This is a genomic window from Morganella psychrotolerans (assembly GCF_001676155.1).
GTDB classification, from domain to species: domain Bacteria; phylum Pseudomonadota; class Gammaproteobacteria; order Enterobacterales; family Enterobacteriaceae; genus Morganella; species Morganella psychrotolerans.
In genome coordinates this window covers 1-12,549 of sequence record NZ_LZEW01000002.1, presented here as the reverse complement: position 1 = coordinate 12,549, position 12,549 = coordinate 1, and the positions used below count along the sequence as shown (strand labels likewise).

The 12,549-nt window shown below is 47.0% G+C and carries 12 protein-coding genes and 1 riboswitch; of the genes, 9 read left to right on the top strand and 3 right to left on the bottom strand.

Features of this window, described 5'->3' with window-relative positions; genetic code table 11:
• Positions 1 to 76: 76 nt before the first annotated feature.
• Together AYY16_RS08450 and AYY16_RS08445 are read right to left on the bottom strand one after the other, a co-directional pair.
• The gene (locus tag AYY16_RS08450) at positions 77 to 1,249 is read right to left on the bottom strand and encodes an ABC transporter substrate-binding protein (RefSeq protein WP_067365025.1); all 1,173 of its coding nucleotides are present in this window, start codon (positions 1,247 to 1,249) and stop codon (positions 77 to 79) included.
• 16 nt (positions 1,250 to 1,265) lie between these two features.
• The gene (locus tag AYY16_RS08445) at positions 1,266 to 3,395 is read right to left on the bottom strand and encodes a TonB-dependent receptor family protein (RefSeq protein WP_067365022.1); all 2,130 of its coding nucleotides are present in this window, start codon (positions 3,393 to 3,395) and stop codon (positions 1,266 to 1,268) included.
• A gap of 290 nt (positions 3,396 to 3,685) precedes the next feature.
• On the opposite strand from AYY16_RS08445, the gene hcp reads away from it, so the two are divergent.
• The 4 genes from hcp to AYY16_RS08425 all read left to right on the top strand — a co-directional run bounded on the left by hcp (position 3,686) and on the right by AYY16_RS08425 (position 8,465).
• A complete protein-coding gene (gene hcp / locus AYY16_RS08440; protein WP_067365019.1) occupies positions 3,686 to 5,341 on the top strand; it encodes a hydroxylamine reductase in 1,656 nt (551 codons plus the stop codon).
• 68 nt (positions 5,342 to 5,409) lie between these two features.
• A complete protein-coding gene (gene hcr, locus AYY16_RS08435) occupies positions 5,410 to 6,417 on the top strand; it encodes an NADH oxidoreductase (RefSeq protein WP_067365015.1) in 1,008 nt (335 codons plus the stop codon).
• A 259-nt stretch (positions 6,418 to 6,676) separates the two neighbouring features.
• Positions 6,677 to 7,066, top strand: a complete 390-nt coding sequence (locus AYY16_RS08430) for a hypothetical protein (protein ID WP_067365012.1) — start codon at positions 6,677 to 6,679, stop codon at positions 7,064 to 7,066.
• 87 nt (positions 7,067 to 7,153) lie between these two features.
• Positions 7,154 to 7,328: riboswitch (M-box (ykoK) riboswitch) on the top strand.
• 114 nt (positions 7,329 to 7,442) lie between these two features.
• The gene (locus tag AYY16_RS08425; RefSeq protein WP_223861204.1) at positions 7,443 to 8,465 is read left to right on the top strand and encodes a magnesium transporter; all 1,023 of its coding nucleotides are present in this window, start codon (positions 7,443 to 7,445) and stop codon (positions 8,463 to 8,465) included.
• Here AYY16_RS08425 and AYY16_RS08420 read toward each other — a convergent pair.
• The gene (locus AYY16_RS08420) at positions 8,446 to 8,973 is read right to left on the bottom strand and encodes a SprT family zinc-dependent metalloprotease (RefSeq protein WP_067365006.1); all 528 of its coding nucleotides are present in this window, start codon (positions 8,971 to 8,973) and stop codon (positions 8,446 to 8,448) included. The two genes, AYY16_RS08425 and AYY16_RS08420, sit on opposite strands and share 20 nt — an antisense overlap.
• A 109-nt stretch (positions 8,974 to 9,082) precedes the next feature.
• Here AYY16_RS08420 and AYY16_RS08415 point away from each other — a divergent pair, with 109 nt between their 5' ends.
• From AYY16_RS08415 to AYY16_RS20215, 5 genes are all read left to right on the top strand, one after another.
• Positions 9,083 to 9,412 (top strand): ArsR/SmtB family transcription factor, encoded by a 330-nt coding sequence (locus AYY16_RS08415; RefSeq protein WP_067365003.1) that lies wholly within the window; start codon positions 9,083 to 9,085, stop codon positions 9,410 to 9,412.
• Positions 9,402 to 9,812: a YeeE/YedE family protein gene (locus tag AYY16_RS08410; RefSeq protein ID WP_067365001.1), complete on the top strand. Its 411-nt coding sequence runs from the start codon at positions 9,402 to 9,404 to the stop codon at positions 9,810 to 9,812. The genes AYY16_RS08415 and AYY16_RS08410 overlap by 11 nt, the downstream gene beginning before the upstream one ends.
• 10 nt (positions 9,813 to 9,822) lie before the next feature.
• Positions 9,823 to 10,245, top strand: a complete 423-nt coding sequence (locus tag AYY16_RS08405; RefSeq protein ID WP_067364998.1) for a YeeE/YedE family protein — start codon at positions 9,823 to 9,825, stop codon at positions 10,243 to 10,245.
• 811 nt (positions 10,246 to 11,056) lie between these two features.
• Positions 11,057 to 12,433, top strand: a complete 1,377-nt coding sequence (locus AYY16_RS08400) for a hypothetical protein (protein ID WP_067364995.1) — start codon at positions 11,057 to 11,059, stop codon at positions 12,431 to 12,433.
• On the top strand, positions 12,330 to 12,549 hold a 220-nt coding region (locus tag AYY16_RS20215; RefSeq protein WP_412778956.1), incomplete at its 3' end, for a hypothetical protein. The genes AYY16_RS08400 and AYY16_RS20215, both read left to right, overlap by 104 nt.

Genomic DNA, 12,549 nt, shown 5'->3' with positions numbered 1-12,549 from the left:
TGCGGGGCGGATCTTTAGCTGAGTGCAGCCGCGTCATTGATGGTAAGGCGCGGCTGCACTCGCTGATGTAATAAAATTAATTTGTCTCAGGAGTGAGCCAGAACAACCCGCTGCCATCCAGTGCCGTAAAGGTTTTATGTAACATCAGGCTGTCTGCCTGCGGATCTAAATCCCGGAAAGTTTCCGGATGCAGGAAGGTCGCTATCGCCTCAACAGCAATAATATTGAACGGGGTATCATAGTATTGCTGATACAGCGCCAATACGCGTTTTTCCCGGTAAGCACTCAGGTGTTGCAGTTTCGGGCGCGCCATCAGGTTTGACAGAGCCGGAACCGCCCGGGTGGCAGAGCCGGTATAGCCGAGCGGGACTGAAGCGCTGCCTTTGCGGGTGCTTTGCCAGTCTGCAACCGTCATCAGATAAAATTGCGGATCAGCAGCAATGATTTGTTCTTCGCTGACTTCACCGCCCATTGTGTTTTTAAACCAGTCCGCCCCCAGGTTATGACCGCCTGCGGCAGTAACAAACTCCCCGAAATTGCCGTTGCCGAATGTTTTACAGCAACTGTTTTCCCCGGCAAGACCCGCAGCCCGTTCAATAAAGACGGTTGGTTGTTTATCTGCGGGGATTTGTGCGACGCGTGAGCGGATAAGCGCCAGGCGCTGACGGTAAAAGTCATTAAAGGCTTCTGCTTGTTTTTCCTGCCCGAACACCTGTCCCAGCAGTGTCATGCTCTGTTGGGTGTTTTTCAGAGGAGATTGACGAAAATCGACAAATATAACCGGAATACCGCTTTTTTCCAGCAGATCCAATGTGCCGCTTTCAGTTACTTTACTGTGTAATCCGGTATCAAAAATAACCAGATCCGGCTGATGTGTCAGTGCATTTTCGACACTGAAATCTGTTGTGTACGGGTTTGGAAATACCGGAATATCAGCAAGTTGCGGAAAGGCTTTTTCATAGGCAATACGCAGGTCCGGCGCTTTTTTAGTCAGCGCATCATCCCACGCAACAATGCCTTTGAGTGGTTCTGCCGGGTGCAGAATATTCAGTGCAACCAGTACCCGGCTGTCAGCCAGCATAACGCGGGAGACAGGTGCATTAACAGTAACGGTACGCCCGGCGATATCGGTAACAGTTACCGGCTGTGCGGTCGCACTGAATGACAGCAGCATCAGCAGTGTTGTCATGCAAGCGGTCAGAAGACGAGCCGGAAAACGTCCGGCCGCGTGGGTATAGTGATTTTTCATATTAAACACTTATTTTTTAAAAGGTTACGGATGCCTGAGCAAAGAAGGTGCGTGGTTGTCCGGCATAAATACCGTAATTATTATCAGTGGACCGGGTGAAATTAGCCTGGTCGAACAGGTTTTTTACCCCGGCGGACAATGTCAGATCTGACCATTGCGGACCGAAATGATATTCTCCGCGCGCATCCCACATCATATACCCCGGGATTATCCCGTAACGCCCGTCAGCACTGCCTTCGGTGATATAGTCTTTCCCGGTTCCCGGTGATTGCTGCTTTGATTGTGCGTAAGTATTGAGATTCCAGACCCAGTTGCCGGTTTCATAACGGGTTCCGGCGGTAAAGACCTGGCGGGAGTAGAATGGCAGGTCTTTATCAGCAAAATTACCACGTTTACTGACGGCTTTGGTGTAGGTGTAAGTACTGTAAATACTGGTGCCGTCGAGCACCGGGGCAATCTCACTCAAATCATAATTTACAGCGAGCTCAATACCCTGATGTGTTGTGGCACCAAGATTTGTCCAGCCGGTGGAGTTTTCGATATATTGTAGCTGATCATTAAAATCGATATAGAAAACTGTTGCTTCAGCAGAAAGCAATCCGTTATCAAACCGGGTACCGACTTCATAGTTATGCGCTTTTTCCGCACTCAGTCCGTTTGCCGGATCATTACCTGCACCGCCGGTATTGAGCTGGAAGTATTGCAGACTGCCGAAAGAGCTTCCGGTATTTGCAAAAATTTTCCACTGAGAGTCGATATGATAGATAACGGACAGTGCCGGCAGAGGCTCACTGTAGCTTTTGCTGCGATACTGATTACGGAAACCATCATCCAGATGAATATTGATGTTTTCATAACGCAGCCCCGGGATAATCGTCCAGTTGCCTGCATTGATTGTGTCATCAATATAGATGGCATGCGCTTCGGTTCCGCCGGACGTGTGCTGGTAATAATCACCGGTATCCGGACGTGAACTCTGAGATCCGGTCGGATACCAGCTGCTGCGGTGCGCTTTTTCATCTGCGGTTTCATTCAGATAGCGGTAACCGAAAGTAATTTCGTGGGACTGATTATCAAAGCGGAACAGCTGTGAATAGCTCGGTTCGATGGCATACGCAGTGTAATGACGCGGGTAGGAAATCAGGCGGCTGTTTCCGGTGTTTTTATCTTTTCCTTCACTCTCAATATAGCTGCCGCGATAGCTTTTGCTGAACCAGGTCAGTAATTCAAATTGCTTATCATCTTCCTGATGACGGTATTTGAAGGACATATCCTGCCGGTTACCCTCAAAGCGGTCAAATGAGCGGACAGACTGATAGGGATCTGCTTTATATTGTGCATCGGTCAGCCCGCCGGGCATCCCGGATTGCGCATGGTAATAGTGAAAATTAGCCAGTAATTCATCTGTTTCACTCAGGGTATAGCGGGTTTTCAGAATAATATCATCGATATCGGTATTATCATTATTTTTGCGATATCCCTGACCGTGCAGGCCGGAGTAGAGCAGCAGTGCGCCTGTCGAGCCATCCTCTTTTGAACCACCCACCGAGGCATCTGTCAGTGTTTTCAGCCCGCCGGTGCGGGCGCCCTGTGTTTTAACCGATGCAGAGCCGCCAAAGGTTGCCGGAATGGGTTTGGTGACAAAATTAATCACACCGCCCACATTTTGCGGCCCGTAGCGGACTGAGGTCGCGCCACGCATAACGTCTATACTGTTTATTGACCCTAAAGAGAGCGGGGACATTGATAGCTGAGGCTGACCATAGGGAGCGGCTGCCAGCGGAATACCGTCGAGAAGAATGGTGGAGCGTGGGGAAAGCCGTGCGGGAAGCCCGCGGATCCCGACATTCAGTGAAACGTCACTGCCACCGGTGCCGTTACTGTCACGCACCTGAACACCCGGAATGCCACGCAGTGCATCTGCAATAGTTTGTGCGCCGGACTCATCAATCTGTTTTTTATTTCTGATGGTCCGGGCTCCGCCGTGATTGAGCAATATGTCACTGTTGTCAGCGTTATCCAGCCAGTTGCCGACAACAACAATCGGCTCTTCTTTATTTTCGGCTCCGGCAGATCCTGCAAAGCAGACAGAGGAAAGAGAAAAAGCCAGCAGGGTAAGGCGGTGGTGTGTGTGACGGGCTGTCATAATGGCTGAGTATTCCGTAAGAAAATAAGAAACGTAATGATAATAAGAACTATTACTATGATGCAATATTTTTTTTAACAAAAAGTTACATAAATGCTGATTTTACGCAGTTATATTGCGTCGGAAGATATTGAGAATGTTAATCATTCGTTTTTTTAAATGTATTGTGATGTTTAATATTTGCTTTAGATCAAGCAAAGTTGTGATTGCCGGTAAAACGTCTTTTCTCCGGTCTGAATTGGCGTATCCTTATGTTGCATATAAAATACAACTTATAAGGAAGCAAGAGCATGTACTGTGTGCAATGTGAACAAACGATGCGTACGCCGGTGGGTAATGGCTGTGCTTATTCCCAGGGCATGTGTGGTAAAACATCAGAAACATCAGACTTACAGGATCTGCTGGTCGCGGTGCTGGAAAGTCTTTCTGCGTGGGCAGTTGCTGCACGTGAATCGGGTATCATCGATCACGACACAGACAGCTTTGCGCCGCGTGCTTTTTTCTCTACATTAACCAACGTCAATTTTGATTCAGAGCGCATTATCGGTTATGCACAGGAAGCGGTTTACCTGCGCGACAGACTGATGAAACTCTGCATGGAAAAAAATCCGGCAATGGTTCTGGATCACCCGTTAGCAAACCTGCAACTGAAGGGCACGGATATTGCGACACTGGTAAAACAGTCTGAAGAATTTGCACTGAATAAAGATAAACAGGCAGTCGGTGATGATATTCACGGTCTGCGTATGCTTTGCCTGTACGGACTGAAAGGTGCGGCAGCGTATATGGAACACGCCCATGTGCTGGGCAAATACAGCAATGATATCTACAGCCAGTACCATAAACTGATGGCATGGTTGGGTACAACGCCATCAGATATGAATGAATTATTAAATAATTCAATGGCAATTGGTCAGATGAACTTTGCTGTGATGGAAATTCTGGATGCAGGTGAAACCGCGTTATACGGTAACCCGTCACCAACCACAGTGAATGTGCGCCCGGTTGCGGGTAAAGCAATTTTAATTTCAGGTCATGACCTGAAAGATCTGCATATGCTGTTGCAGCAGACCGAAGGCAAAGGGATCAACGTTTACACCCATGGTGAAATGTTACCTGCTCACGGTTACCCTGAACTGAATAAATACAAGCATTTAGTCGGAAACTACGGCAGCGGCTGGCAGAATCAGCAAACTGAGTTTGCTAAATTCCCCGGCCCGGTTGTGATGACATCCAACTGTATTATCGACCCGAATGTCGGTAATTATACCAACCGTATCTGGACCCGCAGTATTGTCGGCTGGCCGGGTGCGAAGCATCTTGTTGGTGATGATTTCAGCGATATTATCGAACAGGCTGCAGGTATGGACGGTTTCCCGTACAGCGAAATCGAACACCTGATCACCGTCGGCTTTGGTCGTGAAACACTGCTGAGTGCAACTGATGCGGTTATCGACCTTGTTGCAACGAAAAAACTGCGTCATGTTTTCCTGATCGGTGGTTGTGACGGCAGTCTGGGTGAGCGTAGCTACTACACTGATTTAGCGCGTGAAGTTCCGCAGGATTGCGTAATTTTAACCCTGGGTTGTGGTAAATACCGTTTCAACAAACTGGATTTCGGCACCCTGGAAGGTGGATTACCACGTCTGCTTGATGTCGGTCAGTGTAACGATGCGTACTCTGCGATTATGCTGGCAGTGAAACTGGCAGAAAAATTAGGTTGCGGTGTTAACGACTTACCATTGAGTCTGGTGTTATCCTGGTTTGAGCAGAAAGCGATTGTTATCCTCCTGACCCTGCTGTCATTAGGTGTGCAAAATATCTTTACCGGCCCGACCGCACCTGCATTCCTGACTGAAAATCTGCTGAATGTACTGAATGAAAAATTCGGTATGCGCCCGATTACTACTGTTGAAAACGACTTACACGCTATTTTAGGCGAGTAATCGTTGTAACTGTTATAAACCGGAGAGTGCCCGCGCGGCATTCTCCGTTACGGAGTCAGGAGAGCCCGATGACAATGCCGACGTCTTTATGTCCGAACCGCATGCAGGTCCATTCTGTGAAGCAGGAAACCCCGGATGTGTGGACTATTAATCTGATCAATAACGATTTCTATCAGTACAATCCCGGACAGTATGCGCTGGTCAGCATCCGTAACAGCGGCGAAACGCTGCGCGCTTATACCTTATCTTCCACACCGGAACTCAGCCCGTTTCTGAGTCTGACGGTCCGCCGTCTGGATGACGGACAGGGTTCCGGCTGGCTGACACATGATGTGAAGCCGGGTGATTTCCTCTGGCTGTCTGATGCGCAGGGTGAATTTACCTGTGCGTCCCGTCCGGCAGACCGTTATCTGATGCTGGCGGCGGGCTGTGGCGTGACACCGGTGATGTCGATGACCCGCTGGATATTGAATCGTCAGCCGGAAAGTCAGGTCACGGTGATTTTTAACGTGCGTGATAAGCAGCAGGTGATTTTTGCTCAGGAATGGCAGCATTTACTGAATGCGTTTCCTGAGCGTATGCGTCTGATCCTGATGGTGGAAAACAGTGATGAAGCAGATGATTTACAGGCAGGTCGTTTGTCAGAAGATAAATTGCTCTCATTGATCCCGGATATTGCACAACATACTGTTATGACCTGCGGCCCCGCGCCGTATATGAAAAATGTGCAGACATTTTGTCAGTCACTGAATGTGGCACCGGGCTGTTTCTTTATGGAACGTTTCGGACCGGAGCCGGAAGCTGAAACCGGTGAAAAAACCATCACAATGACAATTCAGTCTCCGCTGCGTCAGGTGACTGTACCGGTGGGCATGACATTGCTTGCAGCAATGGAAGCCAACAGTGTATCGGTGATGGCGGCATGTCGTGCCGGTGTTTGCGGCAGTTGTAAAACCCGGATCCGCAGTGGTGAATATACCACAACAAGTACCATGACACTGACCCCGGCAGAGATTGAGCAGGGCTATGTACTGGCATGCAGTTGTCAGTTACAGGGGAATGTTGAATTAGCCTGATCCCACATTATACCCTTATTCATTCAAACTGCAGGTTCGTTGGCTTCGCTCAGCCCGCCGGGTCACATACTTATGTATGCTCCCCGGCAATCGGAGCTTGCCGCCTTCCTGCATCTTGAATGACGTTGGGTATAGACCGAATCATTTATTATTGAAAAAAAAGTGCCATCTGACGGCACTTTTTTTCATTTCAGGCTGCAATAAATCCGGTTTGTCGCTATTCTATATTGTTGATAACAACAAAAAAGGATTTTGGATAATGAACAATGCAGAATTTGTCACCCGCGCACTGACTGATGTTCTCGGTAAACATATCGGCGATGAAGCATTAGTCGAAACGTATTTCTCCCGTCATTATGTTCAGGTTGTGAATGGTCAGACCATTGAATTTCCCGGATTTCTTGCTCATCTCAATGCACTGAAAATGGCCACCCGGTCTATAGTTATTGAGATAAAATCTATTGCACAGGGTGAGCAGTGCGTGCATACACAGCATATTGCAAAAGCGGAAAAAATTACCGGTGAGCTGGTGGCGTTCGAAGTTTTTGCCTGTTTTCATCTGGCTGACGGAAAGATTATCCGTTGTGAAGAAGTGACCCGGCAGCTTTCCGGCGATGATGCTGACAGTGATCTGGGCTCCCGCATCTGACTCGCTAGTTAAATGCTTTCTAAACGAAAGTGGTTTAATCCTCGCCATATAATTTACGGGAGTTATAATCCGCACCGCATTTAAGGTGCAGTATCTCGTTAGGCGAGGCTCCTATACAAACAGAGGTTGCTGATCTGACGACGTCGCGAGACGCCCAAGATTAGGACAGGTTATATCGAATGAAGGTATAACCCGAAGTAACTTCCTGCTTATTTTTGCAGGATACGTTGTATAGTGCTAAAACCGAGACGTGAGATAGCCTACGCATTCTCTCATCTGGTTTCGCCCCTATTGGAGTGCTGTTTGAAGTTCATAACAGACATTAGGGTCACACATCATGAAATTAACTCACTACGAAAAAGCGGATACGCTGGTCATGACCACGCCATCCGTCAATCCGCCACATCAAACCGAACGTCAGACCCACACCGATGAAGACGCCGTCAGCGCTTACATGAGCCAGGCCTACATCCGCGTGGCAGTATCTGACACTATCGCACAGGTAAAGCACGTTCTGCGTGAAGAGCTTGAAGGCGAGCAAATCCCCACCTATTTATATGTATTGGATGAGGATAATTACCTGAATGGCATTCTGCCGGTGAAAGCATTGCTGACATCCGGGGAAGAGCTGTTTGTCGCGGAGGTGATGCGTCAGAATTACTTCTTCGTTTCACCGGAACAGACACGCCATGACGTGTATGAGCTGATTAACAACAGCGGGATTGATACTGTGCCGGTGGTACAGTTCGGTAAATTGACCGGTATTCTGCGCCCGCAGGATATCGCGGAACTGATTGAGGATGAGAATACGCAGGATGCGGCATTGCAGGGGGGCTCACAGCCTCTGGATGAGCCGTATCTGAGCACCAGTCCGGTCACACTGTGGCGCAAGCGTGCAGTCTGGCTGTTGATGCTGTTTGTGGCAGAAGCGTACACGGGGACGGTTCTCAAGGCATTTGAGGATCAACTGGAAGCGGCTATTTCACTGGCATTCTTTATTCCGTTACTGATAGGTACCGGTGGTAACAGTGGTACACAGATAACCTCAACACTGGTGCGTGCAATGGCGCTTGGTGAAGTGGGGCTGAGAAATATCGGTGCGGTACTGCGCAAAGAGCTGACCACCTCACTGATGGTGGCATTCACCATGGGCTGTGCCGGGATGATCCGCGCCTGGTTCCTTGGCGTTGGTCCGGAAATTATGATAGTGGTCAGTCTGACACTGGTCTGTATTACTGTCTGGAGTGCGGTGGTTTCATCCATCATTCCGATGGTGCTTCAGCGCCTGAAAGTTGACCCTGCGGTGGTTTCCGCGCCATTTATTGCCACACTTATTGACGGCACCGGGCTGATTATCTATTTTGAAATCGCCAGACACGTTATGACGGATCTGGTGTAACACCGGCGGTATCAGCAACAAGCACACTTTTACAATGACGGCACAGGTATTGGCTCTCCCCGCGTACAACTTTATTGTGGCGGCGGACAGTCAGTTCATGTGCCGTTTTGCATTGGCAGCGGTAAGTAAATGTCCGGCTGCGTACTGACGTCACATCAAACTGATGCGTTCTTGCTGCGGGCATACCCAGCACCGTACTCATCATCCACTGCCACGCCTTCCCGTGAGGTGCCACCCGCCCGAAACGACGGTAAACCAACAGGTGCGCCAATTCGTGCGGGATAACATCCTGAATAAACTGTTCACCATTTTCAGTCAGCAGAACCGGGTTCAGCCGGATCTCCCATTTTTGCAGACAGGCACTGCCCGCTGTTGTACCGCGCTGGCGGTAATTCAGCTCAGGTTCGGGAAATGTTTCATTCAGCGCAAGATTTGCGCGGGCTAAATAGTCGCGCAGCGTTTGCATACACGCCTGTTGCAGTGCAGTGGGGACACGGATTGGTTTCATGAATGCAGCTTAGCGACACCCGGAAAAAGCTGCAACCGTTATCAGAGTATTGAATATATCCAAAAACAATATAATATAATTATATATAATGTAATGAGGAATAATTTGGATGATATCCACACAGCTTGCCGATATGCAGGAAGCCGCTGCCGGGGTTGCGGCATTACTGAAAACCCTGGGAAATCCTGACCGTTTATTGCTGCTTTGCCAGTTGAGTCAGGGGGAGTGCAATGTCAGTGAACTGGAAGCGCGTGCGGGCATCAGTCAGCCGACACTTTCGCAGCAACTGACCGTATTGCGTAATGAAGGGTTAGTCAGCACCCGCCGTGACGGAAAACGCATTTATTATTCAGTGGCAGATGAAAAAGTGCTGGTACTACTGAATACCTTATATCAGCTTTATTGTCCGAAAAAAGAGGAGAAACAGGATGAGCATTGATATGGCGGTATTTACACCGGGAAGTGCGGCACTCGGCGGGTTGGTTATCGGCCTTGCTGTTTCTGCACTGCTCCTGCTGAACGGGCGGATTGCAGGAATCAGCGGTATTCTCGCCAATGTATTCTCACCGCACAGCGGCTGGCGGATAGCTTTTATTGCCGGGCTGATTATCTCCCCGTGGACTTATTTTTTGATTCAGGGACAGCCTGATGTGGTGATCGCGGCGGACTACCCGCTGCTTATTGTTGCCGGTTTGCTGGTCGGATTTGGTACACGCCTGGGCAGTGGTTGCACCAGCGGACACGGTATCTGCGGCATGGCAAGGCTGTCGAAGCGCTCTTTTGCGGCGGTCGCGGTATTTATGGTCAGTGCATTTCTGACGGTATGGTTAATGAAGTAAGGAGGCATTTATGCAGGTTATTTTTGCATTAATCAGCGGTGTATTATTCGGTCTGGGATTATTGGTCGCCGGAATGGGTAATCCGCAAAAAATACGCGCTTTTCTGGATATCACCGGAAATTGGGATCCCTCCTTATTCGTAACGATGGCTGTTGCAATGAGTATCAGTATGGTGGCTTTTTTTATTGCTAAACGCCGTAAAACGTCGTTCTGTGGTGAGCCGGTGCAATTGCCGTCCAATACGCGAATCGATAAACCTCTCCTGACCGGCGCATTATTGTTCGGGATTGGCTGGGGGCTTGCCGGTATTTGTCCGGGACCCGGCATATTATTGTCAGGTATGGGAAATATAAAAGGTGTTGTTTTTACCGTTTCGATGCTTACCGGAATGTATGTATTCCATATAACTTCCCGCAACAGAATGCAGAATTGAAGATATTTTGAACGAAACAAGTTTAGACTGAAAACAATACCGAAAGGTGATTAGTTGTGGAATTGGTCTGAATAACCGTATTCAACGAATATATAATGAACGTCTTTTTATGTTCATTATATATTTTGATAAAAATATAAGTGTCTAGTGTATTTGTGCGTTATTTATAATTGGCTGATTATTTAAAAAACAACTATGTCAGTAAGTCATTAAAATATAATTAATTTAGGTCTTAACTGGTATGATGAGTTGGTTGTCATCCTATGTAAAAGTAGTTACAAAAACTATTTCACCTATATTATGCGAATAAATAAAACTCACTATTTGATATGAGAATATATTACGCATTAAAAAATATCAGAATAAACAAATAGTCATGGTTTTTTTTTGCGTGTGACAATCCTATTATGTTCATTACAAGATAAATAACCTGACTTAGCATGGTTAAATTCAACGTAAAAAAAAATAATCTCCCATTTTATGATATGAGAAGTGTCTTAAATATCAATATCACTCTGTTTTATTAACACTAATATTTATTCTGTAATGTAGTATTCATGGCGTGAAAATAATAATTCTATATTTTGGTAATTTATCCTCTTACCAGGAGACTTCTTTTTGTCTTTTTTTCACACTCTATTTTTTTATAAAAAAATACCTTGAAAATAATAACGCTGACTGAATGGAATTGTTATGAGAGAAATAACGTCTGAATATATTTCTATGGATAAATCCGTAGTGCTGAAAATTGATCCGCACTCGTTGGTATCTGTAGAAAAAAGAGGTGATGACCTCATTATCACGGATAAAAATGGACAAAAATACCTGGTTAGTAAATTTTTTTGTCGGTGAAGAAAATACCGTTTTATTTGAATTTGATGGTTCTCAGTATATTGCTCATATTGAAGAAACATCGAATGGCATTGAATTAGTTTTCAATAAAGTGACTGATGAAGTCAGTGATTTTATTGAACCAAATGAATCAAATGAATCAGGTCTGACCGGAGGAGAGTGGTTTTCCATTATCGTGGGAACGGCCTTTCTCGGCGGCGGTATCGGACTGGCATCATCCGGTTCCGGCAGCGGTCCGGGTAGAAAATCTGATAATGAAAAGCCGGCTGTGGATGATAAAAGGCAGCAAAAACTACTCACGGAAAAGGCATTGATTGAGAAGTCAGGTCAGGTCAGTGATGTTACGGCTTACACTGAAAGCCTGATTAAAAAAATCAGCACGGATATCGATAATTTACTGAAAAAATTCGATAAATCCGGTTATGAAAAAACGCTGGAGATGTTCAAAGAGGCATCAACCGGTGTGGCATTACTCGATAAACTGAAAGAAGAGCTGGCTGAATTAACAGCGTACGGCAAAAAAATCGGCATTGATCAAAAAGTATTGGATAACGCCACTGACATTTTAAATAAAAATACGGATTATCTGCAGGATCAACTGGATAAACTGGCAGCTCTTTTCAAAAAAGTAGAAACAGATAACAAAATTGATGATACCGATACGGCTATCGATGACCTGCCGGATAACCCGACAGAGGCGCAGAAGAAAGCAGTAAAAGACAAACTGGATAATGCGGCAAAAGATGTTGCCCTGTTGGCAAAAGACGCAGAATCAAAAGCGAATGCGGCAAAAAAAGCGGCAGAGAAAGCACTTAAAACCGGTGACAAAACAGATTTAGCGGATGCGCAGGCAAAGTTGGCAGAAGCAGAAGCCGCACTGAAAAATGCGGCAGACAGTAAAGCCAAACTGGATGCGGTGATCAATAAAGCGACCGGAAAAGGGATTGATACCCATGACGCGCAGCAGGATGCTGACAATGCGCAAAAATCTCTCGATAGTGCCGAAACTGCGCTGAAAAATGCAGCTGATATTATTGATGAACTGAAAAATACTATCGATAACGAAATCGACGATACCGGAAAAGCTATCGACGACCTGCCGGATAACCCGACTGCAGAGCAGAAAAAAGAAGTCAAAGATAAGCTGGATAAAACCGCTGAATCCGTTGATAAATTAGCGGAAGCCGCAGAAAAACTGGCGGAAGATGCGAAAAAAGCCGCGGAAAAAGCGCGTGACAGCGGGGACAAAAAAAGACCTCGCCGACGCGGAAAACAAGCTGGAAAAAGCCAAAGACGCCCTGAAGGACGCCGAAGATGCAAAAGCGAAACTCGATGACCTGATAGCGAAAGCGGAAGACAAAGGCATTGATACCACTGACGCGAAAAAAGAGGCGGACAGCGCACAGGATCACCTGGATAAAGCGCAGGATAATCTCGACAGCACGGAAAGCA

What these genes read in the sequence shown, in the direction of transcription:
- AYY16_RS08410 (WP_067365001.1), top strand. Translation starts at nt 9,402, where the DNA reads ATGAGCATTGATATGGCGGTATTTACACCGGGAAGTGCGGCACTCGGC.
- hcr (WP_067365015.1), top strand. Translation starts at nt 5,410, where the DNA reads ATGACAATGCCGACGTCTTTATGTCCGAACCGCATGCAGGTCCATTCT.
- AYY16_RS08450 (WP_067365025.1), bottom strand. Translation starts at nt 1,249, where the DNA reads ATGAAAAATCACTATACCCACGCGGCCGGACGTTTTCCGGCTCGTCTT.
- AYY16_RS08430 (WP_067365012.1), top strand. Translation starts at nt 6,677, where the DNA reads ATGAACAATGCAGAATTTGTCACCCGCGCACTGACTGATGTTCTCGGT.
- AYY16_RS08415 (WP_067365003.1), top strand. Translation starts at nt 9,083, where the DNA reads ATGATATCCACACAGCTTGCCGATATGCAGGAAGCCGCTGCCGGGGTT.
- AYY16_RS08445 (WP_067365022.1), bottom strand. Translation starts at nt 3,395, where the DNA reads ATGACAGCCCGTCACACACACCACCGCCTTACCCTGCTGGCTTTTTCT.
- hcp (WP_067365019.1), top strand. Translation starts at nt 3,686, where the DNA reads ATGTACTGTGTGCAATGTGAACAAACGATGCGTACGCCGGTGGGTAAT.
- AYY16_RS08425 (WP_223861204.1), top strand. Translation starts at nt 7,443, where the DNA reads ATGACCACGCCATCCGTCAATCCGCCACATCAAACCGAACGTCAGACC.
- AYY16_RS08405 (WP_067364998.1), top strand. Translation starts at nt 9,823, where the DNA reads ATGCAGGTTATTTTTGCATTAATCAGCGGTGTATTATTCGGTCTGGGA.
- AYY16_RS08420 (WP_067365006.1), bottom strand. Translation starts at nt 8,973, where the DNA reads ATGAAACCAATCCGTGTCCCCACTGCACTGCAACAGGCGTGTATGCAA.
- AYY16_RS08400 (WP_067364995.1), top strand. Translation starts at nt 11,057, where the DNA reads ATGGACAAAAATACCTGGTTAGTAAATTTTTTTGTCGGTGAAGAAAAT.